General features: G+C 45.4%; 28 protein-coding genes. 1 reads left to right on the forward strand and 27 read right to left on the reverse strand.

From position 1 onward, the window contains the following. Positions 1-2 precede the first annotated feature (2 nt). The 20 genes from MKZ16_RS21720 to MKZ16_RS21815 form a co-directional block, all read right to left on the reverse strand. On the reverse strand, positions 3-1,211 hold the full coding sequence (locus MKZ16_RS21720; protein ID WP_036676305.1) for an acetate kinase: 1,209 nt from the start codon (positions 1,209-1,211) through the stop codon (positions 3-5). Further along, the gene (locus tag MKZ16_RS21725) at positions 1,208-2,080 is read right to left on the reverse strand and encodes a 3-hydroxyacyl-CoA dehydrogenase NAD-binding domain-containing protein (protein WP_036676304.1); all 873 of its coding nucleotides are present in this window, start codon (positions 2,078-2,080) and stop codon (positions 1,208-1,210) included. Before MKZ16_RS21725 ends, MKZ16_RS21720 begins: the two co-directional genes overlap by 4 nt. 133 nt (positions 2,081-2,213) lie before the next feature. After that, on the reverse strand, positions 2,214-3,716 hold the full coding sequence (locus tag MKZ16_RS21730) for an AAA family ATPase (RefSeq protein WP_076104449.1): 1,503 nt from the start codon (positions 3,714-3,716) through the stop codon (positions 2,214-2,216). Next, the gene (locus tag MKZ16_RS21735) at positions 3,709-4,251 is read right to left on the reverse strand and encodes a hypothetical protein (protein WP_036676301.1); all 543 of its coding nucleotides are present in this window, start codon (positions 4,249-4,251) and stop codon (positions 3,709-3,711) included. The genes MKZ16_RS21730 and MKZ16_RS21735 overlap by 8 nt, the downstream gene beginning before the upstream one ends. Positions 4,252-4,661: 410 nt before the next feature. Further along, positions 4,662-5,180 (reverse strand): DUF5590 domain-containing protein, encoded by a 519-nt coding sequence (locus MKZ16_RS21740; RefSeq protein ID WP_076104448.1) that lies wholly within the window; start codon positions 5,178-5,180, stop codon positions 4,662-4,664. 172 nt (positions 5,181-5,352) lie between these two features. Continuing rightward, positions 5,353-6,654, reverse strand: a complete 1,302-nt coding sequence (locus MKZ16_RS21745; protein WP_076101458.1) for an amidohydrolase — start codon at positions 6,652-6,654, stop codon at positions 5,353-5,355. Next, entirely contained in the window at positions 6,641-7,294 is a 654-nt protein-coding gene (locus tag MKZ16_RS21750; RefSeq protein ID WP_036676294.1) for a redox-sensing transcriptional repressor Rex, read from the reverse strand. Before MKZ16_RS21750 ends, MKZ16_RS21745 begins: the two co-directional genes overlap by 14 nt. Positions 7,295-7,424: 130 nt before the next feature. Continuing rightward, positions 7,425-10,286, reverse strand: a complete 2,862-nt coding sequence (gene dinG, locus MKZ16_RS21755) for an ATP-dependent DNA helicase DinG (RefSeq protein WP_076104447.1) — start codon at positions 10,284-10,286, stop codon at positions 7,425-7,427. Between the two features lie 126 nt (positions 10,287-10,412). Beyond that, positions 10,413-11,054: a hypothetical protein gene (locus MKZ16_RS21760; RefSeq protein ID WP_038572413.1), complete on the reverse strand. Its 642-nt coding sequence runs from the start codon at positions 11,052-11,054 to the stop codon at positions 10,413-10,415. A 111-nt stretch (positions 11,055-11,165) separates the two neighbouring features. Beyond that, positions 11,166-11,549 (reverse strand): aspartate 1-decarboxylase, encoded by a 384-nt coding sequence (gene panD, locus MKZ16_RS21765; protein WP_036676288.1) that lies wholly within the window; start codon positions 11,547-11,549, stop codon positions 11,166-11,168. Further along, positions 11,542-12,432, reverse strand: coding sequence for a pantoate--beta-alanine ligase (panC, locus tag MKZ16_RS21770; protein WP_076104446.1), 891 nt, complete (start codon positions 12,430-12,432; stop codon positions 11,542-11,544). The genes panD and panC overlap by 8 nt, the downstream gene beginning before the upstream one ends. Then, on the reverse strand, positions 12,433-13,299 hold the full coding sequence (panB, locus tag MKZ16_RS21775) for a 3-methyl-2-oxobutanoate hydroxymethyltransferase (RefSeq protein ID WP_036676283.1): 867 nt from the start codon (positions 13,297-13,299) through the stop codon (positions 12,433-12,435). 339 nt (positions 13,300-13,638) lie between these two features. Next, on the reverse strand, positions 13,639-14,439 hold the full coding sequence (locus tag MKZ16_RS21780; protein WP_051490911.1) for a biotin--[acetyl-CoA-carboxylase] ligase: 801 nt from the start codon (positions 14,437-14,439) through the stop codon (positions 13,639-13,641). After that, positions 14,429-15,778 (reverse strand): CCA tRNA nucleotidyltransferase, encoded by a 1,350-nt coding sequence (locus MKZ16_RS21785; protein WP_076104445.1) that lies wholly within the window; start codon positions 15,776-15,778, stop codon positions 14,429-14,431. Before MKZ16_RS21785 ends, MKZ16_RS21780 begins: the two co-directional genes overlap by 11 nt. Before the next feature lie 10 nt (positions 15,779-15,788). Next, positions 15,789-16,949 (reverse strand): N-acetyl-alpha-D-glucosaminyl L-malate synthase BshA, encoded by a 1,161-nt coding sequence (gene bshA, locus MKZ16_RS21790; protein ID WP_038572418.1) that lies wholly within the window; start codon positions 16,947-16,949, stop codon positions 15,789-15,791. Positions 16,950-17,183: 234 nt separating this feature from the next. After that, positions 17,184-17,876, reverse strand: a complete 693-nt coding sequence (gene bshB1 / locus MKZ16_RS21795; protein ID WP_038572419.1) for a bacillithiol biosynthesis deacetylase BshB1 — start codon at positions 17,874-17,876, stop codon at positions 17,184-17,186. Beyond that, on the reverse strand, positions 17,873-18,295 hold the full coding sequence (mgsA, locus tag MKZ16_RS21800) for a methylglyoxal synthase (RefSeq protein ID WP_036676275.1): 423 nt from the start codon (positions 18,293-18,295) through the stop codon (positions 17,873-17,875). The genes bshB1 and mgsA overlap by 4 nt, the downstream gene beginning before the upstream one ends. 15 nt (positions 18,296-18,310) lie before the next feature. Next, positions 18,311-19,114 carry a 4-hydroxy-tetrahydrodipicolinate reductase gene (gene dapB / locus MKZ16_RS21805; RefSeq protein WP_036676273.1) on the reverse strand — a complete coding sequence of 268 codons (804 nt, stop codon included), beginning with the start codon at positions 19,112-19,114 and terminating at the stop codon, positions 18,311-18,313. A 34-nt stretch (positions 19,115-19,148) separates the two neighbouring features. Further along, positions 19,149-19,670, reverse strand: coding sequence for a tetratricopeptide repeat protein (locus MKZ16_RS21810; protein WP_036676272.1), 522 nt, complete (start codon positions 19,668-19,670; stop codon positions 19,149-19,151). A gap of 59 nt (positions 19,671-19,729) precedes the next feature. Then, complete coding sequence (locus MKZ16_RS21815; protein ID WP_036676271.1) at positions 19,730-20,059, reverse strand: nucleotide pyrophosphohydrolase; 330 nt, start codon at positions 20,057-20,059, stop codon at positions 19,730-19,732. Positions 20,060-20,226: 167 nt separating this feature from the next. On the opposite strand from MKZ16_RS21815, the gene MKZ16_RS21820 reads away from it, so the two are divergent. Then, positions 20,227-21,096, forward strand: a complete 870-nt coding sequence (locus MKZ16_RS21820) for a YitT family protein (RefSeq protein ID WP_036676270.1) — start codon at positions 20,227-20,229, stop codon at positions 21,094-21,096. Between the two features lie 60 nt (positions 21,097-21,156). Here MKZ16_RS21820 and MKZ16_RS21825 read toward each other — a convergent pair whose 3' ends face one another. The 7 genes from MKZ16_RS21825 to MKZ16_RS21855 all read right to left on the reverse strand — a co-directional run bounded on the left by MKZ16_RS21825 (position 21,157) and on the right by MKZ16_RS21855 (position 26,106). Further along, positions 21,157-22,059 (reverse strand): sporulation protein YpjB, encoded by a 903-nt coding sequence (locus tag MKZ16_RS21825; RefSeq protein WP_076104444.1) that lies wholly within the window; start codon positions 22,057-22,059, stop codon positions 21,157-21,159. A 154-nt stretch (positions 22,060-22,213) separates the two neighbouring features. Continuing rightward, on the reverse strand, positions 22,214-22,861 hold the full coding sequence (locus MKZ16_RS21830) for a DUF1405 domain-containing protein (protein ID WP_051490910.1): 648 nt from the start codon (positions 22,859-22,861) through the stop codon (positions 22,214-22,216). Positions 22,862-22,952: 91 nt separating this feature from the next. Next, a complete protein-coding gene (locus MKZ16_RS21835; protein WP_036676267.1) occupies positions 22,953-23,825 on the reverse strand; it encodes a menaquinol-cytochrome c reductase cytochrome b/c subunit in 873 nt (290 codons plus the stop codon). A 26-nt stretch (positions 23,826-23,851) separates the two neighbouring features. Then, the gene (locus MKZ16_RS21840) at positions 23,852-24,523 is read right to left on the reverse strand and encodes a cytochrome b6 (RefSeq protein ID WP_036676266.1); all 672 of its coding nucleotides are present in this window, start codon (positions 24,521-24,523) and stop codon (positions 23,852-23,854) included. A gap of 5 nt (positions 24,524-24,528) precedes the next feature. Beyond that, entirely contained in the window at positions 24,529-25,083 is a 555-nt protein-coding gene (locus tag MKZ16_RS21845; protein ID WP_036676264.1) for a ubiquinol-cytochrome c reductase iron-sulfur subunit, read from the reverse strand. A gap of 239 nt (positions 25,084-25,322) precedes the next feature. After that, positions 25,323-25,742: a DUF2487 family protein gene (locus MKZ16_RS21850; RefSeq protein WP_036676262.1), complete on the reverse strand. Its 420-nt coding sequence runs from the start codon at positions 25,740-25,742 to the stop codon at positions 25,323-25,325. Positions 25,743-25,926: 184 nt separating this feature from the next. After that, entirely contained in the window at positions 25,927-26,106 is a 180-nt protein-coding gene (locus MKZ16_RS21855) for an IDEAL domain-containing protein (RefSeq protein WP_036676261.1), read from the reverse strand. Between the last annotated feature and the right edge of the window lie 195 nt (positions 26,107-26,301).

Genomic DNA, 26,301 nt, shown 5'->3' on the forward strand with positions numbered 1-26,301 from the left:
ATTTAGCCGTTAATTCCTTGCACAATACGGTTTGTATCACGTGCGATGACAAGTTCTTCGTTAGTCGGAACTACAAGCACCTGCACTTTGGAATCTACCGTAGAGATACGACGCGGGTCGCCGGAGCGAACTTTGTTAGCTTCAACATCCAACTCAATACCCAGGAACGTAAGGTTATTTAGCAGTTTCTCACGTAGCAATGAAGCATTTTCACCAACACCAGCAGTGAATACGATAGCATCTACACCGTTCATAGCAGCCGCATAAGAACCGATATACTTGCGCAAGCGGTACTCATACATTTCAAAAGCTAGCGTGGAATTAGGCTCACCTTTTTCCATACCCTCAATAATATCACGCATATCACTGCTTACGCCCGAAATTGCTAGGAGTCCACTATGTTTGTTCAACATGGAGTTAACTTCGCCTACGGACAATTCTTCCTTGTTCATCACGTAAGGAACAATTGCTGGATCAAGATCACCACTGCGAGTACCCATCATCAAACCTTCCAGAGGAGTCATACCCATGGAAGTATCCACAGACACTCCATCTTGAACAGCAGTTACACTACCTCCGTTACCGATATGACAAGTAATGATCTTCAGATCTTCCAACGGACGCTCCAAGTACTCCGCAGCAGCTTTGCTTACGAAGTCGTGTGATGTACCGTGTGCGCCATACCGACGAACTTTATATTTATTGTACAGTACTCTAGGAATCGCGTACATATAAGCTTTTTCAGGCATTGTTTGGTGGAATGCAGTATCGAATACAACAACCTGCGGTACACCCGGCATATTTACTTCAGAAGCCGTAATCCCCATCATTGCTGCTGGGTTATGCAGTGGTGCAAGGTCAAACAATTGACGAATTTTAGTCTTGGCATCAGCGTCCACGAGTGCGGAAGCTTTGAAGAATTCACCACCATGTACTACACGGTGACCCACAGCATTGATTTCTTTAATGGATTCAATAACGCCATGCTCTTTATCCGTTAGGCAAGCTAGAACTTTACGAATCGCTGTGTTATGCTCCAAAATTTCACTTACTTCTGTTACTTCAGCTTTACCAGTAGGTTTATGGTTCAGAATGGAGGAATCCATCCCGATACGTTCCACCAAACCTTTAGCCAAAACGGATTCATCAGCCATATTGTACAATTGATATTTTAAAGAAGAACTACCGGAGTTAATTACTAGAATATTCATATACGGTCACCATCCTTGTCGTACTGGAAGAAGCCTTCGCCTGATTTCATACCCAATTGTCCTGCACGCACCATCTTCTTAAGGATCGTGGAAGGACGATATTTCAGCTCACCATATTCACGGAACATATTTTCAAGTGCAGCAAGAACCGAATCCAGACCGAATCTGTCAGCCATTTCAAGCGGTCCATATTGGAATTGATAACCAATACGCATAGCATCGTCAATATCCTGTGCGGAGGCAACGCCTTCTTGCAGCACGTGCATAGCTTCATTGATAAACAAGCAAATGAGGCGTGATGTTACAAATCCTGGGGATTCATAAATCATTACACCTTTTTTCTCAACAATTTCATCAACAAAGGATTTTGTATCTTCAAAAGTAGCATCTGAAGTTTTCAGACCGCGTACAATTTCAACAAGATCCACTTTAGCTACAGGGTATATGAAATGCATTCCGATCACGCGTTCCGGATACATTGTAGAACTTGCAAGTTCAGTCAAGCTAAGTGTTGACGTATTGCTGGCAAGAATAATGTGGTTTGGACATACTTGATCCAGTTGATTTAATATTTTTTTCTTTTCTTCTAAATCCTCAACGATTGTTTCGATAACCATGTCACAAGAGCTCAGCTCTGCGAAATGTGTCACTTTTTGAATGCGGCTAAGAATCAGCTTCTTCTCAGCTTGAGTGATCGCCCATTTCTCCAGTTGCTTATCTAGACTTGTCTCGATCATTTCGTAGGAGTAGTCCAGTTTCTCAGGGGTTTTCTCCACCAGCAATACATCCAGGCCCTTGGCTGCCAGCATTTCGGCAATCCCTTGTCCCATTGTGCCACCGCCGATGACACCAATTTTCTTGAAATTCATAAAAAAGTCTCCATCCTTTCAGGTATCTATACTTTTGTATTGTACCTTGTCTGTCGCAAAAATTTATAAAGCCCGACATATAATGATATCTTAGCATGCCTGAAAAGTAAAAAAAAATAACCAGCATAAATATTTATGCTGGTAAACGCACGCTGTCACGAAATTGACATCGAAATTGCTCTCCAGAGAGCAATTCTTCCTTCATTAAAATGTCAAGGGAGTAATCAAATACATTTCGTTGCTTTTCAAGGTGGTCGTGAGTACGCACCATCAATTCATCCAATATTTTACTGTTTTCCTTCATAAGCTCTTCAGTGGTAACCATTTCCAGCTTGGCGATACCCAACGAAGTTAATCCGGATTTCATCATGGTTTCGACAATATTCAGGGCTTGATCAAAATCGCCACGCGAACCAGTGCTTCGTCCGCCATAATACATTTCTTCTGCAGCCGCTCCACCAAGTGCGATCATAATCTGATCTTCGAGATAATCTTTGGTGTACAAATACTGCTCTTGCTGAGGATTGTGACGTACATAACCAAGGGCTTGCCCCCGCGGAGTCAGCGTAACCTGACTAACACTTCCCGGACGAAGCAGCTCTGCCATAATGGCATGTCCCAATTCGTGGATTGCCACCCGTTTTTTCTCTTCGTGGTTAGTTTCTCTGTCCGTTTTTTCCCCCATCATAACCTTGTCAATCGCCATCGACAGATGCCGCTGCTCAACCTCTGTCAATTCCTCACGCATCATATAAATTGCTGCCTCATTCATAACACTTTCGAGCTGAGCACCGGAAAAACCATAGGCTTCTTCGGAAATTTTGTCGAGGTTCACATTTGCATGAAGCGGCTTATTTTTGGCATGCAATTCGAGAATCGATTTGCGGCCTTTTTTATCAGGCATGTCCACTTGAATATGACGGTCAAACCGGCCAGGACGCAGCAATGCTGAATCAAGCATTTCTTTACGGTTAGTGGCTGCTACCAGCAGAATGCGCGGCGTTTCGTTGTTATAGATCCCGTCCATCTCGGTCAACAGCTGATTCAAGGTCTGATCATATTCTCGCTGCTGTCCGCCTTCACGCTTACCGCCAATTACGTCAATTTCATCTATGAAAATAATAGCGCTTTGCTTGTTTTCCTTAAGGGCGCGGGTACGGGCATCCTTAAACAAATCGCGGATACGGCCGGCACCGACACCTACGTACATTTCTACAAACTCACTGCCTGATGCTGCCACAAATACAGAGTTCGTATAATGTGCTGCTGCTCTAGCCATAAGGGTCTTACCTGTTCCTGGAGGGCCTGTAAGCAGAATCCCTTTCAAAGGCCGAATCCCGAATTTGCTGATTTCCTCATGCCGGATCAGAAAATCCAACGCTTCACGAAGCTCCTGCTTTGCATTGTCTTGCCCGCCAATTTCTTCAAAAGTAAGCTTTGAAGGTCCATCCTTCTTGCGTTTCTTCCCGGCACCTGCATTCACCGCAAGTCCGCCTCTTAAATGAGCAATGATAAGTAAAGCCGTGAGCATCCCAGCAGCAATAACGATCGGGAATATATTAATGCCTAGAAAAGCCATAAAAATAAACAAGACAGGAACAAATCCGATTAGAATTTCTTTAAGGTATTTAGGCATTATTCCATACCCCCAATGTCGCAGGTTTGCGCGGCAAAATAATAAATTTGCTTTCTTTTCCATTACTCAAGCTTACATAGACATTATTGTCGTCAATTTCTGTTGAGGCTATCACATTTTTATATTGCGGATATTGCGCTTTGAGTCCATCAAGTTCTGTGGGTATAAGTGTATATTTACGGCTCTCCATGGCTTCAGCTACAGAGAACATCGCTTTATCCCAGTATTCATCCAGCAGTTCACTGGAGTTCTGTTCTACATCAAGTTTCAGTGTACGTCCATCAATCATCGATTTTCCTTCTTTAGAGACGTACTGAACCAGTTCACGTAATTTCGTGCCTGGCTGGAGATCAAGTTTCAAAGTGACCTCATTGCGGTTAATACTGATATGAGAATCATTGACGCCCTCATATTGAGATACAATCTTCTGAAGTGGTTCCTGCATTGCAAACTGACGATACAAAAAGAAGCCACCAAACAATAGAGTAGCCGACAGTAGAGACGTTATCAGCACAGGTACAAGACGTAATTTCAAGAAACGTCCTCCTCTCAAAGATGACAAAATATAAAGCTCAGTATAATAATTTATAGCTACTTGAGAGCTCATCAGAGAGACTGAAGTCTCTTATTGCTGTTCTAATTACAAGTAGTAGTATATCACAGGTGTATATACTAATTTCAAAATAAATGTGAATATATTTAAAATTTAATTTTTTAAATATTTCCATCAATACCAAATATATTCCTCGTTTTCGACAAAATCGGCCTTGATTTTTAATCAATCGGCCTATTTTTGTATGTGAATTTAAGAGAATATTCGGTGATAACCACCCATTCAGTATATCACTTAGTATATCACTTTTGTACATCAAATAAATGTAAACAAGCGAACTTATAATAAGTTCGCTTGTTTACATTGCCACCCTTAATTTCCTTATGTTCGGCTTAACTTTTAGGTAAACTGTAACCTTCACCCATTCGGGACCCATCCGAAAACCGATAAAATTGATAATAATACCGACCGCTCTGTTTATAAAAAAGCTGCCAAGCATACTCTCCGTTATATACTCCCGGCAGCAAGCGTTCAATCGTTATGTCCGGAAGATCAGCTTTGATAATGCCGCGTATTTGGGCTTCTGAGGTTCCTTTACTTAGTTCCTCAGCAAACACTGCGTCGTCGCCTTCAGCATATTTTCCATCTACCGTAAAGCGGACCCAGACCATAAGAGCAGTCCCGGCTTCATTTTTTCCTGTTAAAACCCAGTACACTGCATTTTCATCCCAAACCGATTTTTGTGCTTTGGTTACCTCTGTTAGACCCGCTCTGGTTTTGGCAACATCCTTGGCGATATCCCGCTCGTTCCATTGATCTTTCATAATATAGGCATAGAACTGGATAAGTCCAAACCCCAGGAGCAGAATCAGAACTGACCCCAGGAGGATCCATTTTTTCCTTTTCTTCAAGGTACAGCTCCCTTTCTAGTAATATATCTTTTTTGATTATATAACACACCCGCGTGTTTATCCAAAATTTCATAATTTTCTAGCTTTCCCAGCCTTTAAAATGTACAAAAGGCCGCAACTTTTGCTAAAAGCAAAAAGTCGCAGCCTATTATTTATTCGTTATTATCCAGACTTAACGCTTCAATAAACCTTCGAAGGCTTCTTGCGCTTTACGCCGGATAGCTTCCTCATCCAGGGTTAAGCATTGTCCATGCTTGATGACCTGTTTACCATTCACCCACACATGCTCAACATCCTTAGCGCTAGCAGAGTAAACTGCATGAGACAACAGATCTGTGTGTGGCAGCAAATGCGGCTGATCTATATCAATTGCAATGAAATCAGCTTTCATCCCAACAGCAAGTCTACCTACATTATTTAAAAAGATGGACTGGGCGCCATATTCTGTAGCCATACGTAGAGCTTCTGGAGCTGGAACAGCCGTTGGATCACCGCTGACACCCTTATGAATGAGAGCTGCAAGCCGCATCTCTTCAAACATATCCAAGTTATTGTTGCTTGCCGCGCCATCCGTGCCAAGAGACACCTTCACACCAGCTTTTAGAAGATCAGTAACCCGAGCCACTCCGCTAGCCAGCTTCAAATTACTGCCCGGATTATGAGAGACACCCACATTATGGCGAGCCAAGATCTCAATCTCTTCATCATTTAAATGAACACCATGTGCAACTATCGAGGGACGTGTGAACATTCCAAGCTTCTCTAAGTGAGCTACAGGACGCAACCCGTAATCCGCCACATTTTGTTCCACTTCACGTTTCGTTTCGGACATATGCGTATGCATCGGTAAATCCAGATCATGCGCTGCCTGCACGAACTTAACCAGGAAGTCCGGAGGGCAAGTATAAGGGGCGTGCGGCGAGATCATAGTAGTAATTCTACCGTCCGCCTTTCCATGCCAGTTACGGGCAAAAGAAATCGCTTCCGCAAGCTTGTGATTCTGTACATCCTCTGGACATAACCCGATCACACCACGCATCAATACGGAACGGATACCTGATAACTCAGCTACCTCAGCTACTCGGTCCATATGATCATACATATCGAGGAAGGTCGTAGTTCCACCCTTCAGCATTTCCAATACAGATAAGGAGGTTCCCCAGTATACATCATCACCGGTGAACTTTTCCTCCATCGGCCACATTTTCTCCTGAAGCCACACTTGTAGCGCTAAATCATCTCCATATCCACGCAGCAAAGACATCGCCGCATGACCATGTGTGTTTACAAGTCCAGGCATGAACAGCAGACGACTGCCATCAACCACTTGCACTCCAGCTTCCATCTGAGGCTCTTCTTTTCCTATGTAAGTGATTAAATCATCTTCAATAGTCATATATCCACTCAGAACCGGCTCATCCGTTCCCGGAGTCAGAAAATACCCGCCCTTAATTATCGTTTTATTGCTGTTCATGTTCGCTTTCTTCCTTTCCATCCCGCAAGTAATAAGCAAGACTTTGCAGATCAGTTGTAAAATCAGCTGCATGCACCCGGATATTCGGTGGTGTCTTCAGAATCACAGGGGCAAAGTTCAAAATCGCTTCAATCCCAGAAGAAATGAGAATATCTGCTACATTTTGAGCTTCTGAATCAGGTACGGTAATAATGGCAATGCGAATACCTTGCTCACGAATCGTGCTGCCTAGTTCATCCATTGGTTGCACAGTAAGGGAGTTGATCTTACGTCCAACCTTAGGAGCGTACGAATCAAATATAGCGGTGATTTTCATTGTATCTTTAAGATATGCATTGTAATTAGACAAGGCATGTCCGAGATTACCTGCCCCTACTAAAGCTACATTAAGCTGTTGATCCAGCTTCAGAATATGACGGATTTTCTCAATAAGATACGTTACATCATAGCCGATACCTTTTCTGCCGAAGTCACCAAAATACGCTAAATCCTTACGAATCTGTGCGGGATTAAGATCCAGCTTTTGTCCAAGTTCCTGAGAGGAAACTGTTAATATTTCGCGATTCTGGAGATCATTCAAAAAACGCAAATACACAGGTAGTCTGCGAACAACGGCTTCTGATATTTTATCCGATTTCATATTTTTCCTCCTAAAAATAGTAATGTTCTTGTGAAAATCCATATTCAAACGTATACCTCTCCTTATTAAGGGCGGTACTGTAACTTACCGCCCTTAAGGATAAGGAGGAGCTAAACTGAAGACGAGCATTTTAAGAAGCGCCGCCATCCTCTAGCCATTCCGCTATGCGGGGGACCATTTGATCAGTCAGCATATGCTCCATTTTGGGACCAGGCAATGAATAAAGGAAATACTTCCCGTAATGAGATTCAATAACCCTTGTATCATAAACAATAACTATTCCGCGATCCTGCGCCGTGCGAACCAGTCTTCCGAATCCCTGCTTAAAACGAATAACCGCTTGAGGAACAGACAATTTCATGAACGGATTCTTCTTCTGAGCCTGCAATAACTCCGACTTCGCTTCCGCCAACGGGTGATTCGGCGGTTGAAACGGAAGTCTCACGATGGCCAGGCAAGTCAGTGCTTCACCTGGAATATCTACACCTTCCCAGAAGCTGCTCGTCCCCAGCAGAACGGATGCTGCACTGTCCTGAAAGCGGCGGATCAGCTTGCTCCGGCTGCCACCTTCCACGCCTTGACCAAGCACCGTAATCTCTTGTGAGGCCAAAGCCTCTTTAAGCGGATCATATACCTGACGCAGCATTTTATAAGAAGTAAACAGAACCAGCATCCGCCCACGTGTTGTTTTGGCAGCTTCTGCTAACGACTGTACGAGTGTATCGACAAATCGAGCATCGCCCACACTGCCCTTCACACTAGGAAAATCACGCGGTATAACTAGCAGCGCCTGCTCGCGATACTTAAAGGGAGAAGGAAGGAGTGAAGTCATTAGACGTCCCTCTTCCGCAGCTTCGTTAAGTCCGAGATTATCAATCATAAACTGAAAAGATTTATCTACAGACAGCGTCGCCGAGGTAAGCACGATGCTTTTTTTCTTATCGAAGAACAACTCTTTAAGCTGGCTGCTAACATCCACAGGGACGGCATACATCTGCAGTGATTTGCTGCGGTAATTTCCATTTGCCTCCAGCCAATATACTACATTATCGTCATTCAGCCCCATAAAGAATCTTACTTGCTCACGTATGGAAGCCAAATCCTTAAATAAACCGCTAATATCAGTAACAAGACTGTCTGCTGAGGATTGGCTTTCCTGGTCACGCATCTCATTAAGCATTTTATCACCCTTACGGATGATGTCGCTTAACGTCAGATTCATAGTGTTCTCAAGCGCAACTAATTCATCCCAATCCTTCGGCTTACGGGCGGGAAGCAAACGCATAACCAGTTGTCCCGCTTCCCCTGCTGCTGCATCACTGCGTTCCGGCAAAAGGCTGAACAGCTTGTCGCTGAGTGCATCCCAGGTTTCTTTGACAGTAAGCAGATCCGGGTAGATCCGATCGATGACTCCGCTCCATTCTGAAGCCTCTTCACTGCCTGACGACTGTAAGATCTGGCGCAGAGCAGGAAGCTGTCCGTTTCGGCTATCTTTATACAGTCGCGATAACGTGTGTGCCACAGTGAAATGCTTCATATGCATGCCAAGATGTTTACCAGCCACATCTTCTAAATGATGTGCTTCATCAATTACAAGATGCTCGTAAGCTGGAAGCAGCTGGTGCCCAGCTTTAACATCTGCGAATAGCTTGGAGTGGTTCGTAATGACCACGTCAGCAATCCCAGCTTCATGCTTGGCCCTATGATAATAGCATTTGCGGAACCAAGGACAGGAACGTCCCAGACAGGAATCGGTATCGCTTGCCACCGTCTCCCAGAAATCACCGCCCCGGCCGCTTAAATTCAGCTCTTCATCATCCCCTGATTCACTTTGAGTGAGCCATACGATCATCTGAGCTGCAGTAAGCGCATCTTCCCTTGGGCTTATAAAGTCCTTTTTATTAATTTTATGCTCAAACTTACGCAGACACAAATAATGTCCTCTTCCCTTAAAAATAGCAGCTTTAAACGGAAAAGGAACTACCTGCGTTAACAAAGGGATATCCCGCTCGCGCAATTGGTCCTGCAGATTAATGGTATGAGTGCTGACCATGACTTTTTCATTGGTGCGAACGCTTTGATAAATGGCAGGCAACAAATAACCGAGCGATTTACCGGTTCCTGTGCCCGCTTCGATCAGTAGGTGTTTGTCTTCGGCAAGTGCCGTCATCACCTCATTGATCATAATATCCTGAGCTTCCCGGCTTTCATACTGCGGTAATGTGTCTTTAAGTCGTTTGGTTACTTCGTCCATATAATCAGTAAAAGATAAATTCGCTAGCGGATTCTCTACATGCTCATCTCTAGGTGGCGCTAACTCCGTCCAGTCTCCTACTGCAAGCGCTAATTGACGATAGAAAGTCAGATCACCTTCGGGCTGTAGCGTCTCCGCTTCCCGCTCTCGCAGCAGACCATCAAAGTACCAGCCCAGATCACTATCCTCTTCGGTAAACAGCTCACAGAGTCTCTGGATCGTAAGCAGCGGCAGCTCGTAGAGCTCCTCCAGACATTTCAACAGCACTAAAGCAGTCGCAAGTGCATCACTATCTGCCTGATGCGGACGATCATGTGTCACTCCAAAATGAGCACTGACAGAGCCTAGCTGATAAGATGTGAGCGAAGGAAAGCAAATTTTCAGAAAATCAATCGTATCCAAAATCCGCCCTTGAAATGGCAAATAACCACAACGATCTAAAGCATTTTGTAAAAAATGGAAGTCGAAAGCGACATTATGCCCTACAAGCACAACATCATCCAAGAGCGGAACAAGCTCCATCATCATCTCATCCAGCTCAGGCGCATCCTTCACATCATCATCGGTAATCCCCGTCAGACCTGTTATAAAAGGAGGAATCGGCGTTCCGGGCTTGACATAGGAACCATATACCCGGGAGATGGACCGGTCTTCTTCTATAATTGCAAGGCCAACCTGGATAATTTCACCCACGGATTGGGTTCCTGTTGTTTCAAAATCAAGCACGGCAAATTTCATTATAATTCTATTCCCTTTCAATTGAGACTCTTAATCAGCATAACAGAAGTTGCGAAAAAAGGCGATGCACACCACTGGTTCAGGGGATGCATCGCTTGAATAGAAATTTCCAAAACCGTTATTCTTTTACAAAAGGGAAACCAGCTGATTTCCAAAATGCAGCTTCCCTCCACGACGGCGGCATACCTCTAAGTTAACGTTTGGCTCCGGAAGCGCCGGGTCATGCTGCAAGGCAAGGTCAAACAATTCCTGCGCTTCATTAAAACGTTCCTGTGAGGCTCGTATGCAGCCTAAAGCATTATATACCATGGCTTTCAGCTTGGTCTCCCGTATCAAGCCCAGCATATGGTTCAGATGACTCCAAGCGGCTTCACCGTCACCTTCCTGCAGATAAGAGATGGCTAAATATAATCGAGCAGCCAAGCTATCCGGGTATTGCGCAATAACTTCTTTAAACTGATCAATACACTTTCCATACATCAGCAGCTTATAATATCCCTGACCTCTTACAAAGGAATCCATACACAGCTCTGGTGCTTCCTGTTCCGGCACTTCCTCTTCGACCACTGCTGTAAAATCCGCACTTTCGCGAAAGTGACTTAGCTTCTCAGCAAAAGCGAGCCATTCATCCATCACTTTATCGCTCAGTCTATGCAGCATATTATAATTGCATAAAAGCTCGTTCCGGCGGGCACCCTCCGCTGTAGGGTAATCTGTTACGATCTCCTGAAGCACCTTGTTCATTTCAGCAAACAAATGTTGAAACATGGGCTATCCCCCCTTACTGAAGATGAAATCAGTTCAGCTTGCCTGACTTCATTTTCTGCGAGATCGGGGTCTTTCATCCCTGCCATTCATTACATGGCGTAAGTCCATACATTAAGCGATTGTAGCATGCAATTCATGATCAGCCAGCTTCACTGGTTTGTTATTCTCATCCACGAATACCACCGTTGGCTTATGTGACTCCAGTTCTTCCGAGGACAACATCGCATACGAAATGATAATTACTGTATCGCCCGGCTGAACAAGACGAGCTGCGGCACCATTGAGACAGATCACTCCGCTTCCACGCGGTCCAGGGATTACATAGGTTTCCAGTCGCGAACCATTATTGTTATCCACAATTTGAACTTTTTCATTCTCAAGAATGTCCGCGGCTTCCATCAAGCTCTCATCAATGGTAATACTGCCCACATAGTTTAAATTCGCTTCCGTTACTGTTGCGCGGTGAATTTTGGATTTCATCATATGTCTAAACAAGTGCAGCAACCTCCTTTGGAATAAATACATTATTATCAATCAAGCGTGTTCTGCCAAACTTCACGGCGAGCGCTATAATAATTTCCCCAACCACTTCTGATAAAAGAGCTTCATCCTCTAATCCTTCAAGATCAGGGAATGTTAGGATCTCCGCATAATCAATCACCGCTAGAGGAGAGCTGGAAATAACCGATGTCAACAATTCCCGCACTTCAGCAACGGTTGTTACTTTTCCTTCTTCAATAGACTGACGTGCTTCACGTAAGGAACGAGATAACACCAATGCCTGACTACGCTCCTCAGGAGACAAGAATACGTTACGTGAGCTGAGTGCAAGTCCATCCCCTTCACGAACGATCGGACAAGGAATAATTTCGACATTCATATTAAGATCGGACACCATTCGGCGAAGGACAGCAACTTGTTGAGCATCCTTCAGCCCAAAGAAAGCATAATCCGGCTGTACAATATTGAAGAATTTATTAACCACTGTGGTTACACCATCAAAATGCCCAGGGCGGGAAGCCCCACAAAGCCGGGTAGTAAGCTCCGATACCGAGACAGTAGTCCGAGTAGGCTGCGGATACATTTCTTCCACACTGGGGATAAATACAATATCTACTCCCTCACGTTCAGCGAGTTCCAAATCACGACGCTCGTCACGCGGATAGGAATCATAATCCTCGTTTGGCCCGAATTGCAAAGGATTCACAAAAATGCTCATTACCACTGTGTTGCTCATTTCTCCAGCCCGGCGAAGCAGACTGGCATGTCCGTCATGCAAGTATCCCATCGTAGGAACGAACCCAATCGGGGCGTGCCCGCCTTGTCTCATATACTCCAAAGCTTCGCGCAGCTGCTCAATGCTTCTGACCACTCTCATTTATTTCCCTTCCTTTCTGGCAGCGCCATATAAAGATTCCAAGACTGTTTCATCTGCATTAAAAACGTGACCTTCATCTGGGAAGGAACGTTCCTTCACTTCCTTCACATATTGGCTGATGCCCTCACGGATCACATTACCCACATCCGCATAGGTTTTGACAAAACGTTTCTCACGATAAGGTGAGGCATAACGCAGCAAATCATGGAAAACCAATACCTGTCCATCACAGTAACGGCCTGCACCAATCCCAATGGTTGGGATGCTAAGCGCTTCAGAGATTGCCTGGGCTACTTCTTCCGTTACCAGCTCCAAAACGATTGCAAAAGCACCTGCTGCCTCAAGCGCCTTAGCTTCATCCATCAGGCGTTGGGCATCCTTGGCGTCTTTGCCTTGAATCCGGTAGCCACCAATCATATTCACGGATTGAGGAGTAAGCCCGATGTGTCCCAGCACAGGGACTCCCGCAGCCACAACCGTAGCTACAGTCTCACAAATCTCAAGTCCACCTTCCATTTTGACGGCATGAGCCCGCCCTTCCTGCATCAATCTGCGCACACCCCGCAGGGTTTCATCTATACTCCCGTGATACGTCATAAATGGCATATCAGCCACGATAAATGTACTTTGTGCTCCTCGAGTTACCGAGCGGGTATGGTACACCATATCTTCAATCGTTACCGGTAAAGTTGTATTGTATCCAAGGACTACATTCCCAAGAGAGTCACCAACCAAAATAAGGTCGATACCTGCTTCTTCTGCAAGAACTGCAGATGGATAATCATAAGCGGTCAGCATGCTCAGTGGCACACCTTCTGCTTTCATTTTTTTCATTTTTACAATATTTAGTGCTTGTTTGTTTGCCATTTCTCTTTTCGTCCTCCTTTTTTAAGTAACCTGCCCGTAAAAATCGCAACAAAAAAACCTTTTAGCAATCATTTGCTAAAAAGGTCCGAAGGGCAAAAAAGAGTCACTTGCGATCGTCCCTTCTGTCTCGGTCCTTACGGCTCAGAGCAGAATCCAACGTAACCGTCAAACGCAGTTATGAAGGTACTTTCAGTAATAAAAAATATAAAAAAGTTCTACAATTCAAGAGTACAGTTCGATAAACGATACCGCCTCCGACCCATAGTATATCAAAAAGAGCGCGGAATTACACGAAAAAAAATATGACAAGGGATGATACCCCTGTCATATAAATAAATCTTATAAGAGTTCAATTTCACCTGAGCATACGTTAGAGATCTCTCCTGAGCTGTTTTTAAGCAGTAGACCACCTATTTCATCCAAACCCACTACCACACCTTCAGAACGCCCCTGAGGGCTGTTCAGTGCGATCTGGCGCCCCAAAGTCACAGACATGGACTCCCAAAGCTCCTTTATAGGTTTAAAACCTTGCTTCATGTACAGATTGTAGTGCATATCCAGTTCGTCCAAAACCGCCCTTACCAGCTCAGAACGGTCAACTGGAGCCCCCCCCCGCTCAATCCGAAGTGAAGTGGCGACCTCCTGCAGATGATCGGGATAATCTTCCTCTGTCATGTTCGCGGAAATGCCAATTCCAGCAATGCAATAATGAAGCTCCCCTTCTCTTAGAGAAGATTCGAGTAAAATCCCACAAATCTTACGACCGCCTGCGAGCAGATCATTCGGCCATTTGATGCCAGCATCTACACCGGTCACCCGTCGAATTGCCTTGCAGACGGCAACTCCAGCCAGCAATGTCAGCTGCGGAGTCTCCGACAAGGGTAATTGGGGCCGTAACACAATACTCATCCAAATGCCCTTGCCACGGGGAGAGAACCACTTTCTTCCCATTCGGCCTCGGGCACCCGTCTGTTCTTCTGCGATGACGGTTGTTCCTTCCGGCGCGCCGTTTTCCGCTAAAAACTTAGCTTCTTCTTGTGTGGACACCACAGATTCCAGCAACTGAACGTTGCCTATCCAATTCGAAGCGGAGGTCTCTCGCTTCAGCTCAGTTAGCGACAGCGCTTTATCATCGCTCATGTCCATCCATCCTTTTTGCTTCAAGCAGCAATAATTGTTTATCATTAGGTAAATCACCTGAAGCGACCGCTTGCAGGAGTCCATTTAACATTTTGCCGAGCCATGGCCCCGGATGTTTGTCCAAAGACTCCAGCAGCTCATTGCCTGTAATCTCAAGCTCCGAAAGGCTGGTTAGCGGCATTTGCGCGATCCATTCTCTTGCCGCTTGTACATTTACAGCGGCAGGTGCGGTTGCAACCTCTGACGATTCCACGATGGAAAAGGCAGAAGAGGCCGCAGTGGGAAGAGTAGGTGCGGCTGCTGGCAGTATCGCCAGCAGCGAGAGCCACCCTTCGGCGGCTTCCACGCCGAAGGCCAGCACGGCGGCGATCCATTGCCGCCGCAGACCTTCCATGCCGCCCATATCCGGCGGCATGACCTCTAGCGCAGCGGTCCAAGCTTCGCGGACCCGCAGCACCTGGACGACGCCGCTCCGCGTCGTCCCCGAGAACGTCCATGCCCGCAGCAGCACATCGGCCTCTTGGGCCGACTGCTTCAGGGCATGGAGGAGAAGCGCCCACCGCAGGCGGGCGCTCTCCAGTTCCCCGATCCCGGCCGTTAAGGCGGCAGCAGCCGCCATATCGGTTCCGGTCCAGGGGAACGGGGCTTTGCCGCGCGCCAGCAGCTCGCAGCGTGCTAGCATGCCTAGGCCGCGCAGAGGATGCGGCCCCTCGACGATGCGGTCCAGCTCCGCGCGGACTCGCTCCACAGCAATATGCGCCAGCTTATCCCGCTGGCGCATCAGGCCCCTCCACGTGTTCTTCGCGATGGAGAAATCCAGCACCGATGCAAAACGAATGCAGCGAAGCATACGAAGCGCATCTTCGTCAAACCGCTCCTCCGCATCGCCTACACAGCGAATCACCTGCAGCTGTAGATCCTTCTCACCTTCAAAAGGATCAATAAGTTCCCCATTGAATCCACAGCAAATCGCGTTGATCGTGAAATCACGACGACGAAGATCCTCCTTCACATCGTTCACGAAAAAAACATGTTCAGGACGACGATGGTCTACATAACCACTTTCTGTCCGGTATGTCGTCACTTCAAACCCGCAACCATCCTGTATCACGGTGACCGTACCATGAGCTAATCCTGTTGGCACACTGCGCGCAAAGATAGCTATCACTTCCTCCGGCAGTGCTGAGGTTGTAATATCCATATCGTGCACTGGCCTACCTAATAGCTCATCGCGAATACATCCTCCAACCCAATAAGCCTCGTGGCCATTTTGGGTTAACTCGGAAATTACAATCTCCGCTGCAATTGCCATCGCAGAAGGTGCCATTGTCCATTCCATATGTGACTCCTTACCCCCGAACTGGGTCCAGTCCAAGTACCTTGCGCCCCAGCACCCGGTAATAAATATCTTCATATTGTTTCGTTATCGAATCCTTACAGAAATCTTTGCAGGCTGTTTGTAAACAAGCTTCTCTGAACTGTTGCACCATACGTTCATCCGACAGGAGCTTAACTGCATATTTAGCCATAGTCGTTGTATCGCCAATCGGTGCAAGGAATCCAGTCTTTCCATGCTCTATAAGCTCAGGAATGCCTCCGGTTTGCGAGCCAATCGTCGGTACGCCGCAAGCCATTGCTTCCAGAGCAACCAGACCAAAGCTTTCCTTCTCGGAAGGAAGCAGAAGCAGATCAGCTAAAGAGATCACCTGAGCGATTTCATCCTGCCTTCCCAGAAAACGAACTTTATCTTCCAGACCCATTTCGCTAATTTTGGCTTGAATTTTGGGAAGATCCGGACCTTCCCCTACAAGCAGCAGGCGGGAAGGCAGTTCACGATTCACTTTGGCAAAAACGTCAACAACATCGCTGACTCTTTTTACAGGACGGAAATTACTGATATGCATCAGAATCTTCTCATCAGGCGCTGCGAAATCTCCCCGCAGATCCGTTACATCACGCGGATAATAGACCCGATGATCCACGAAGTTATAAGTGAGATCAATGTCGCGGGTAATATCGAGGACATCCCTTGTTTCTCTAATAAGATCCTGAGAGACCGCCGTAACGGCATCACTTTCATTAATCCCCAGGCGAATCAAATCTTTAAGCGATTCATCCTGACCAAGCACCGTTATATCCGTGCCATGCAAAGTCGTTACAACCTTCATATCGTTCCCAAGCATTTGCTTTGCAAGGAAAGCACACACTGCGTGTGGCACTGCATAGTGAACATGGAGAAGATCCAGATTTTGCATTTTGGCAACCTGAGCCATCTTCGTAGCAAGCGCTAGATCGTACGGGGGATAGCGGAATACATAATAATCGTTTACTTCTACCTCATGGTAAAAAATATTTTTCTGAAACGTTCCCAACCGGAACGGGATACTATGTGTAATAAAATGAACTTCATGACCCTTCTCGGCCAAGAGTTTACCTAATTCAGTCGCAACTACGCCTGAACCGCCAAGAGACGGATAACAGGTAATTCCTATTTTCAGCATACGATCCATCTTCCTGTCTCCTTCTTCTCCAGTATTGATTCGTGTAATGAATCATCTATTGTTTGTCGGCCGCTTTCAAAAAAGCGAAGCGAACACCGTTTCTTTCAAAATCACAGGACTTCATTTCTCTAAGCTGTTCAAAAAAAGCTCTCAGGAGCGCAATGGCGTATTAATTCCAAGCACTCCTGGATCAATCATAATCAGCTTATTATATTATCATACAAACTTCGTTATATCCGTTCCTTAAGTAAACAATTCCACCGTATGAGGTACCTTGGTTGCAAACCCTTCTGCATAAGGAATCAGCCTGCGCTGGCCAAGCAGCATATCTCTCGAACGGACTCGTTCAATGTAGCCTTCCGTTAACGGTGTGGATACAGCATCCTCACCCGGAGGTTTGGTGAACTGGGAGCGATAGCAGGACAACGCCTGCTCCTTCAAGCCATATTGCTCAGTAACATCAACAATAAGATCGGTACGTCCTAAATCATTGATAAAATAGAAGTACAGCTGTGGAGCAGGAATTGCCGGCTTGTCCGGCATATATTTACGTAGCTTGGCATTAAAAACAGCCTCTTCCACCAGCTTGCTACAGGCGATATGATCGGGATGACGATCCTCCCAATAAGGAGCAAAAACTATCGTAGGAGAAAAGCGGCGAATTTCAGCAGTCACAGCCGCAACATGCTCTGCTGTAATAAAAAGCCCTCTATCTGGCAGACCCAGGTTTGTCCGCACGGATGCTCCGAGAAGGTCTGCAGCTTGCTGCGCTTCTTGCTTGCGAAGTTCTACTGTACCGTTCGATGACATTTCCGCGGCTGTTAAATCACAAAGTCCCACCTTAAGTCCCGCAGCGGTATGTTTTGCAATTGTTCCTGCCATACCGATCTCCGCATCATCTGCATGCGCACCAAATACAAGAATGTCCAGCTTCATTCATCAACACCTGGTTTGTATTTATGAACCAGTGCACGCCAAGCAAAATCACCACGATCAATCGCCTTCACAAGAACCTCCGCTGTGGCAATATTCGTAGCTACCGGTATCCCGTATACGTCACATAGACGAAGTAGAGCTGAAATATCAGGTTCATGTGGCTGCGCCATTAATGGATCACGCATGAAAATAATAAGATCCAGTTCATCCTGTGCTACCATTGCACCGATTTGCTGATCTCCACCTAATGGACCAGACATGTAACGATGAATTTTTAAGTTAGTTACATCCATAATCCGTTGGCCAGTAGTCCCTGTAGAAAAAAGTTCATGACCTTCAAATACATGTTCATAAGCTAATACAAAATTTACGATTTCATCTTTTTTACGATCGTGGGCAATAAATGCGATCTTTAACATGGTGTTCTCTCCTGTCTATTCTATAAAGTGCTCGAATCCATAGATCAAGCCTGTATATCCCATTACCTTTTCAATACCCATCTTAACGCCTGGCATATATCCCGCACGCTCATAAGAATCATGGCGAATCTTCAAGGATTGTCCGAATCCGCCAAAAATCACTTCTTCTTGAGCAAACACACCAGGAAGACGGACACTATGTATCCGGAATCCGTTATAGTAACCACCACGGGCACCTTCAATGGTTTCTTCCTCTTTAGGATTACCTTGACGAAGTTCCTCACGAACTTCCGAAATCATCTCTGCGGTTTTGACCGCAGTTCCAGATGGAGCATCCAGTTTCTGGTCACCATGATACTCTATAATTTCCAGATGCGGGAAGTACTTTGAAGCTTGCGCCGCAAATTTCATCAATAGAATAGCCCCAATGGAGAAATTCGGAGCAATAAGTCCGCCTATCCCCTGTTCTTGACACTGCTTGTCCAGTTCCACCATCTGCTCCGGTGTGAATCCGGTTGTACCGATAACCGGACGCACTCCGTACTTAATAGCTAGCGCTGTATTCGTATACGCTGACTGTGGTGTAGTGAAATCCACAAGGACATCTCCGTTGCTTCCCGCGAGGGCGGCCTCAAGATCAGAAGTTACAATAACGCCTGAGTCTTCCAGACCTACCAGACGCCCTGCATCAATATCGCCCGAAGAACGATCTACTGCTGCTGCTAACTCCAGCTCTTCGTCCTGCAATACAAGTTTAACAACCTCTTTACCCATTCTTCCGCCTGCGCCGGATACAACGACCCTGATCTTGTTATTCATATTTTTTCCATCCTCGCTCTCACTAGTTATATAGTTATTGCATATACGATTGTATGGATTTCTGAAGGTCTCTCATCAATTCCCGCAAGCCAGAATCATCCGGATGTAACGAAATCACTTCTTTTAAGGCAGTCATAGCCTGTAAATGTTCATTCACTCGACTATGCGCGATAGCAAGCCATACATAAGCATCCCCATATAATGGATCAAGGGTAATCGCCTCTTTGAGCAGTGTAATCGGATGATAAGGGTTGCGAGTTTTGTTGTCTTCATCTTCTATCAACCGTTTGGCTTCCTGTACATGCATCATAGCCTGCAAATGCTGCAGATGCAGACTATACTCAGGTTTGCTGGTGTCCAGCTTTACAGCAGCCTGAGCATGAACTAAAGCTTTATCTAGCATACCACTGCGGGCATACGTTATGGAACAACGATATCTAACCTCGGCATCAGCAGGGCTTGCCGCAATTGCAGACTCGAAGCAAACAATAGCTTCGGCAAAGTCACTGCGCAATATCGAGCGGTAGGCCTCTCTTACATAATCCTTATGATCCATATACACACCATCCTCACGGCTAAATCCCGTTCGTTTGGTACAGCATATGTTATAGAGGCCTAATCGGTGTCTTTCGGTGTCCAACGTCCCGCATCACGGGTATTAAATTTATGCATTACCTTATTATGCGCTTCCGTCAGGTCTATCCCGAGAGAATTTGCAAAACAAACGGTAATAAACAGAATATCTCCCAGTTCAAGTTCAATGGAATTCTCAGCTTCATCAGACTTCTTAGGCTTCTCACCGAACTCATGATTGACCTCTCTAGCCAGTTCTCCGACTTCCTCGGACATGCGGGCCAGCATAGAGAGTGGACTGAAGTACCCTTCCTTAAACTGCGATATATAAGCGTCTACTTCACGCTGTATGTCACCAAGACTTTTGTCCATAAAATGTAACTTCTCCCCCTCTGTATATCTTGCCTTCTGTTTGCCCCTATGTTATCGTAAAGACGTTTTGAAGACAATCTTTTTTGAATATTTTAACACACGCAAGAAAAGGTATACTTATTATAGGAAAAGAAAAACTGCCTACAAAAGGCCTAACGAGGGATTTCATGAATTCAAAAAAGGTAATTACAATCAGCAAGACAGTCGCTCCCATCTTGCTCGGAGCCGCAGTATATGCCTTCGGGCTACTGTATTTCATCATTCCAAATCAGTTGATGGAAGGCGGCGTAACCGGGATCACACTTCTCCTTAATTATGCCTTTAGTATTCCCATCTTTTTATCCACACTGCTGATCAACCTTCCTTTGTTTCTGCTGGGCTGGAAAGTCCTAGGCGGGCGGCAAATTGTGTATACAGGTGTAGGGATCGGGGCGTTGACCTTTTTCCTGTGGGTTTTCGAACGAATGATTACTGCGGGATGGATTATCCCCTTCAGTACCGAACACGACTTTATTCTTGCGGCACTGTACGCAGGAGTAACGCTTGGAACGGGGCTTGGGCTAGTATTCCGTTTTGGGGGTACAACAGGTGGTGTTGATATTGTCGCAAGAATTCTGGGACGGAATTTTGGCTGGAGCATGGGGCAGATTATTTTGGCCATCGACATTATTATTATTGGCTCTTCCATCCTCTACATTCCTAAAGAAAAAATACTTTACACACTTGTCGCAGTTTTCATCTCATCACGAGTTATAGATTTTATCCAAGAAGGTGCCTATGCTGCCAAGGCATTTACAATTATCAGTGATGATGCACCGCAAATTGCCGATCTGATTACAGCGGAAATGGATCGTGGTGTAACCCTCATCCCTGCCATTGGTGCTTATTCCAAGCAAGCCAAATATATGGTGTACTGTGTAGTCTCAAGGCAAGAAATCCGCCGGCTAAGTCTGCTGGTCAAATCCGTTGATCCACGCGCCTTCGTAATTATTAGCGATGTACACGACGTACATGGAGAAGGCTTTCGAGAAACCTAAATAAAAAGGAGTGTAGGCCATTTCAAGCCCACACTCCTTTTTACTGTTTATAATTTCACCCTACGGAATCGGCTTCCAATTCTGATTCTGACCACGGTACTTGCGATAGGCTACATAGGCTAACGCAGCTATAATGAAGCTTGCGGCTAACCCTCCCCAAATCCCAAATTCTTGCGATGCCAGTGGCAAGGACAAAGCAGGTTCATCCTTCTCTTTTCCGAACATTACTCTTACCGCATCCTGACCGTATGATACAATTTCAAGCAGGCGGGCACGTTCAACCTTTTGTGAAGACGAAGGAATGCCGGCCGCATATGAGAGCCAGGAATCAAAAACATTCACAACTTCAGGCTGGCGGGAGACAATCACTGCCGGCCGGATGTTATCATACCTGCCCTGCAGTCTTTCCAGAGCTGTTTTCCAGCCCGCCAAATCATTTGCAACCGCACTTTGCTCCATCGCATTTAGATCCTCACGAATCAGCTTGTAGTACTGAAGCCAGATAGGCTGACGCGGATGATTAAGACTGTTGGCAGCTAGACGTAGCTTGGCGGCTGCCGCTTCCCATTGCTGTGGATTTATTTTCGCGCCTGCCACGGTAGTTTTCAGGTCCATAATGACCCCTGACAACGCGTTAATCCCCTCCACAGAGGTCATTCCCTCAAAGGATGTGGACACAAAGATCTTGGAGATCGCTTCGGTCTCCTGTCGGACCTTCATTACATCCCCTTCCAAAACATACCCATACAACGCCTCAGCGGCTTGTTCCAGCTGCTGTGCTCCAGTCTTTCCGCTCATTACTGCCAAACCGTTGCCCGAACTAACGTCGGCGCTTTGCTTCGAAGCATTGCCAGACCCTTCGCCAGCATCCCCTAGCGCCGCTGAAGCCTTTACAACATCCATACTGGTCAGTAGCCAGCAGAATACTAGCACAACCACTACATAATATCTCCCGCGGAGCATGAGACTCCCCCTCCTACCTAAGAAGAAACGACGTTGTCGTCTTTTAAAGACGATATTCGTTTCTCGTAAAATTATAAGGATAAAGTATAGTATAAAACTTATACTTCTTATAATTCTAAATGTATGGCAGGGGGACAAGGGATAGAACTGCTTACTAACGTCTATTCTTGAACTGATAGATTGACTCTACCGGTCTTTGTCTTCTACTAAACAACCAAGCAGCTGCAACACTAAGCAGCGTAAGCGCCATAGTAAAGTACTGTACCTGAATTACATAATCGTTCAAAACAGAAGGTAACCACGGATAGATTCCGTAAGAATAATCCAGCATATCGTTGGCGAGTGTCCATAGTAAGGCTAATGGAATCATTTTGCGGAAAGAAAAAAACCTTGCATAAATCAACGCTTCAACTGCCATCCCCGTATGGGAGATTACCAGCATCCAATCTTTCCAAACCAAAACATCACCGTGATAACCCCCGGCAAAAATAATACTCACTGCCCATATCCCGTACTTCACTGACGTAACGACCGCCAAAGCCTCAATAAGTTCCCTTACATTGTTTCCTGTGTAGCTTTTTGGAGGGAAGAGCATCAGCAACAGAGCCAAGGTAAAAAACAAACTTGCGGTTGGGCTATCCGGAACAAATGGAAGCAGCCAGTGTGGATAATTAGCCGCAGTGAACTCCAGTTGATTGCCATACCATATGTAACCATAAATTGTACCCAGGAAATTTACGATAAATAACAACCAAATAATTCCCCGGTTCTTAAACAGTTTGTTAAACCAATGAACTGGCATACAGATTATTAACCTCCCCAAGTAATGGCACTTTGCATTTAGACATACAAAAACCTGACCGCATGCACGATCAGGTTGCGTTATCATTATTTTACTGTTCGCTTTTTTGTTTGGCAAGCCAGCCGGCCAATGTATCAATATCCGCTTCTGATAGACCTGCGCCCAAGGCGGTATCATACATTTTCGGCATCTGCCCTTGACCCTCTTTTATAATAGTAAGGATTGCTTCTTTGTCATGGGTGTCTCCAACTCCACGAAGTGAAGGTCCGCCTGCCCCTTTCAAATCCGCTGCGTGACAGGTGATACAAGTGGCTTGTTTGTAGAGCCCCATAGCTGGATCATCCTTGTCCACAATCGCTACTTCTTTTGCCTTAACGGCGCTGGAGGTTGGAAGACCTTTTGCCCTGTTCTCCGCCGCCTTTTCTTCCCGTTGAACATCTTCAGGAATCTGACCCGTTTCAGCCATTTCATGTTTATATTCAGTCCAGGCTGTATTGGTCAAATAAACAATTGCTGCAAGTGACAAGAACATTAAAGATGAAGCAATCGGCCTACGGTAAAAGCGACGCTCTCTACCCGTATCCAGAAAAGGAGCCAACAGAAGTGAACCAAAAGCCACACCAGTAACTCCTAGTGTACCCAGAACGATATAATCGCCCGAAGCATAAGGGAGCTTCAAATACTGATAGAGAAACAAGAAATACCAGTCAGGAATCGGGATAACCGTAGCACTAGCATTTGCTGGAAACCCTAGCGGAGCTGGCTCTGAAATAGTAAGTACTAATATTCCTACAAGTACAACGACTCCGACCATCCATTCCTTCAATAGAAAGTTAGGGATAAAGGCTTCCGATTTGCCGGGGTAAGCCGTGTAGTCCGGAGGTGTGATAAATCCGTTCCCTTTGCGAACTCTGGAATCACCGACATATACAACCTTTTCCTTAGAATTGTTTCCATGCGCCATCCGTATTCCTCCTCTCTCAGATTAACTTACAACGGTCCGGAAATCCCTTGTCTGCGGATCATAATAAAGTGTCCTACGAGCAGACTAAGAAGCACCGCTGGGAGGAAGAATACATGTAGTGCGAAAAACCGAGTTAAGGTTTCGGCGCCAACAATCGTTCCGCCTTGCATCAGTTCCTTCAGCACCGGCCCCATTACTGGAACAGAATTGGCTATTTCAAGAGTTACCTTTGTTGCGAAATAAGCTTTATTATCCCAAGGCAACAAGTAACCTGTTAAACCAAGCCCCAACATTACGAAGAAAATCAGCATTCCAACTACCCAGTTCATCTCACGCGGCGCTTTGTAAGAGCCTGTAAAGAAGACGCGCATCGTATGAAGGAACATCATAACAATTACTAGACTTGCACCCCAGTGATGCATCCCGCGGACAATCTGTCCAAATGCAACACTTGTCTGTAAATACTCAACACTAGCATAAGCATTAATAATGTCCGGAACATAATACATCGTTAAGAACATACCTGATAAAATCTGAATGACTGTAATAAAAAAGGTCAGTCCGCCAAAGCAATACACGAACGCAGAGAAATGATGGGCCGGATTAACATGCTCAGGAACCTCGTGATCGGCCACGTCTCTCCAAATTGGCGTAACATCCAAACGTTCGTCAATCCAGTTATAGACATTTTTAAACATCAGAACTACGCCTCCTCACGAGCTACTGTATTTGGCACAATGTCTCCCAAAAGCACCCACCCGTTATCGAATTTCGTTTTATACTGATCAAGCGGCTTAGGAGCAACCTCGAGATTTTTGCCAAGCTTTGTATAACGTGCACCATGGCAAGGGCAGTGATATTCGTCCGGATGAGCTTTATTGTTGTTCCACCCGACCGTACATCCCAAATGTTTACAAATCGGTGAAAGCGCATAAATATCACCCTTCGCGTCTTTCCGGATCCACGCAGTGAGTGTCGCTGTACTGTCGTACCATCCGTCCTTCTGTTTCAATTCAAAAGTAAATTCCTGGGGCTCTTCGGTGATTTTGCTTATCTCAGCAACCTTGATAAAATCTCCAGCACCCTTCTTATGTAATATCGGATCTACGACAAAACGGACCATTGGAAGAATTGTACCCGCCCCCATAAAAGCAGTGGCGCCACCAAGCGTGTAGGTCAAAAATTGCCTGCGCGACATCTCTTTACGGCTGGGTGGTTGTTCAGGCCATGTCTCCTGTTGTTCATTATGGCTGCTCATACTGTTATATAACCCCCTTCTCAAGATATAAGAAAGTATCTGTGGTGTCCGATCAGAGATGTCTCAATATAAATAATCCGTTTTCAAATCTTTTCAATGAAATACATCACATACCATTTGGATTCAACCTAATAATAGCTTAGGCTCCAAAACCCGTCAAGAATATTGTCTAATTTGTGACAGGCTAAAAAGCGGTTTCAACCTGTAATTGTTGATTTTCTGTCACATTTATAAGGAGTTCATCTCCGCCACATCTCTTGAATTTTGATACTAATTCCACTGTTATTCTTCCCTTCTGGAGAAGCCTCAATGATAGGCAGAGAGAGAACTAAATCGCTTTCATAGATTTGGCTTTCTTGGAGAGGTACATCCGCTGTCAACACCACAACATGCTGGAAACCACTGGATTTGACTTTTTGACAAATCTCATTAATTAAATTCACATAACCCTCTCCAGCATACTGAATGGCTGGGTAAGTCACGATCCGCCCCTTGAACGGTATTTCCACCATATCCATGAAATTACGTAATCTTTCGAGTGCCTGAACGGTCTCAGGAGGACTCTCAAGTCCAGTTAATCCTGTAAAAGGTATGAGACATGTATCATAGAATTTTCGATTTTCTTCCCAAGTGTCCACTTCAAAATCGCTGAATTTCATTCCCATTCATCTCCCTATGTATAATTGTTAATCTTTTTGATCTTTCGCAGATCTTCCTGAAGTTATAGAACCCATTATATTGAAGGAGGAGGAGGAACGTCCAGATTTAGATTTTTTATTTTCGTCCGATTAAGCAAAGTGAGTAGATTATAAGCAAAAAAAGAAATGCGCTAAGCGCATTTCTTTATGCCAAACTTTTAAGTTCCTCAGTAAGATTTCGGAAAGCCATCTCATCTCCGGTAGCCAGCGCCGTGTCAATCTCACGGTGCAAGATGTCGGAGCGACGCTTTCGCAGCGCTTCATCCCACACCATTTCTGCCGCAAGTCCTAGCATCACTTCATACGTAGCCTTCATTTTGTCCATTCGATACACCTCCGCTGTTTAAGAGATCCTTTTTTCTTGTTATTTGATATTTTGATATCCATCAAGATGATTATGTTTTCGGTTTCAAGAGAAGCGGCACCTACTAAAGCATATTCATCAATCCTGTCTTCGTTCTACATATTTGCCCATTACGCTCAATACTTCCTCTATTGTACCCATCAGCAGCATTAACGG

Source organism: Paenibacillus sp. FSL R5-0928 (genome assembly GCF_037970385.1).
GTDB lineage: Bacteria > Bacillota > Bacilli > Paenibacillales > Paenibacillaceae > Paenibacillus_AQ > Paenibacillus_AQ odorifer.

Bases quoted from the DNA above. Each gene is read 5' to 3' on its own strand.
- MKZ16_RS21720 (WP_036676305.1), bottom strand. From the start codon at position 1,211: ATGAATATTCTAGTAATTAACTCCGGTAGTTCTTCTTTAAAATATCAA.
- MKZ16_RS21725 (WP_036676304.1), bottom strand. From the start codon at position 2,080: ATGAATTTCAAGAAAATTGGTGTCATCGGCGGTGGCACAATGGGACAA.
- MKZ16_RS21730 (WP_076104449.1), bottom strand. From the start codon at position 3,716: ATGCCTAAATACCTTAAAGAAATTCTAATCGGATTTGTTCCTGTCTTG.
- MKZ16_RS21745 (WP_076101458.1), bottom strand. From the start codon at position 6,654: ATGAACAGCAATAAAACGATAATTAAGGGCGGGTATTTTCTGACTCCG.
- MKZ16_RS21750 (WP_036676294.1), bottom strand. From the start codon at position 7,294: ATGAAATCGGATAAAATATCAGAAGCCGTTGTTCGCAGACTACCTGTG.
- dinG (WP_076104447.1), bottom strand. From the start codon at position 10,286: ATGAAATTTGCCGTGCTTGATTTTGAAACAACAGGAACCCAATCCGTG.
- MKZ16_RS21760 (WP_038572413.1), bottom strand. From the start codon at position 11,054: ATGTTTCAACATTTGTTTGCTGAAATGAACAAGGTGCTTCAGGAGATC.
- panC (WP_076104446.1), bottom strand. From the start codon at position 12,432: ATGAGAGTGGTCAGAAGCATTGAGCAGCTGCGCGAAGCTTTGGAGTAT.
- panB (WP_036676283.1), bottom strand. From the start codon at position 13,299: ATGGCAAACAAACAAGCACTAAATATTGTAAAAATGAAAAAAATGAAA.
- MKZ16_RS21780 (WP_051490911.1), bottom strand. From the start codon at position 14,439: ATGAGCGATGATAAAGCGCTGTCGCTAACTGAGCTGAAGCGAGAGACC.
- MKZ16_RS21785 (WP_076104445.1), bottom strand. From the start codon at position 15,778: ATGGAATGGACAATGGCACCTTCTGCGATGGCAATTGCAGCGGAGATT.
- bshA (WP_038572418.1), bottom strand. From the start codon at position 16,949: ATGGATCGTATGCTGAAAATAGGAATTACCTGTTATCCGTCTCTTGGC.
- bshB1 (WP_038572419.1), bottom strand. From the start codon at position 17,876: ATGAAGCTGGACATTCTTGTATTTGGTGCGCATGCAGATGATGCGGAG.
- mgsA (WP_036676275.1), bottom strand. From the start codon at position 18,295: ATGTTAAAGATCGCATTTATTGCCCACGATCGTAAAAAAGATGAAATC.
- dapB (WP_036676273.1), bottom strand. From the start codon at position 19,114: ATGAATAACAAGATCAGGGTCGTTGTATCCGGCGCAGGCGGAAGAATG.
- MKZ16_RS21810 (WP_036676272.1), bottom strand. From the start codon at position 19,670: ATGGATCATAAGGATTATGTAAGAGAGGCCTACCGCTCGATATTGCGC.
- MKZ16_RS21815 (WP_036676271.1), bottom strand. From the start codon at position 20,059: ATGGACAAAAGTCTTGGTGACATACAGCGTGAAGTAGACGCTTATATA.
- MKZ16_RS21820 (WP_036676270.1), top strand. From the start codon at position 20,227: ATGAATTCAAAAAAGGTAATTACAATCAGCAAGACAGTCGCTCCCATC.
- MKZ16_RS21825 (WP_076104444.1), bottom strand. From the start codon at position 22,059: ATGCTCCGCGGGAGATATTATGTAGTGGTTGTGCTAGTATTCTGCTGG.
- MKZ16_RS21830 (WP_051490910.1), bottom strand. From the start codon at position 22,861: ATGCCAGTTCATTGGTTTAACAAACTGTTTAAGAACCGGGGAATTATT.
- MKZ16_RS21835 (WP_036676267.1), bottom strand. From the start codon at position 23,825: ATGGCGCATGGAAACAATTCTAAGGAAAAGGTTGTATATGTCGGTGAT.
- MKZ16_RS21840 (WP_036676266.1), bottom strand. From the start codon at position 24,523: ATGTTTAAAAATGTCTATAACTGGATTGACGAACGTTTGGATGTTACG.
- MKZ16_RS21845 (WP_036676264.1), bottom strand. From the start codon at position 25,083: ATGAGCAGCCATAATGAACAACAGGAGACATGGCCTGAACAACCACCC.
- MKZ16_RS21850 (WP_036676262.1), bottom strand. From the start codon at position 25,742: ATGAAATTCAGCGATTTTGAAGTGGACACTTGGGAAGAAAATCGAAAA.
- MKZ16_RS21855 (WP_036676261.1), bottom strand. From the start codon at position 26,106: ATGGACAAAATGAAGGCTACGTATGAAGTGATGCTAGGACTTGCGGCA.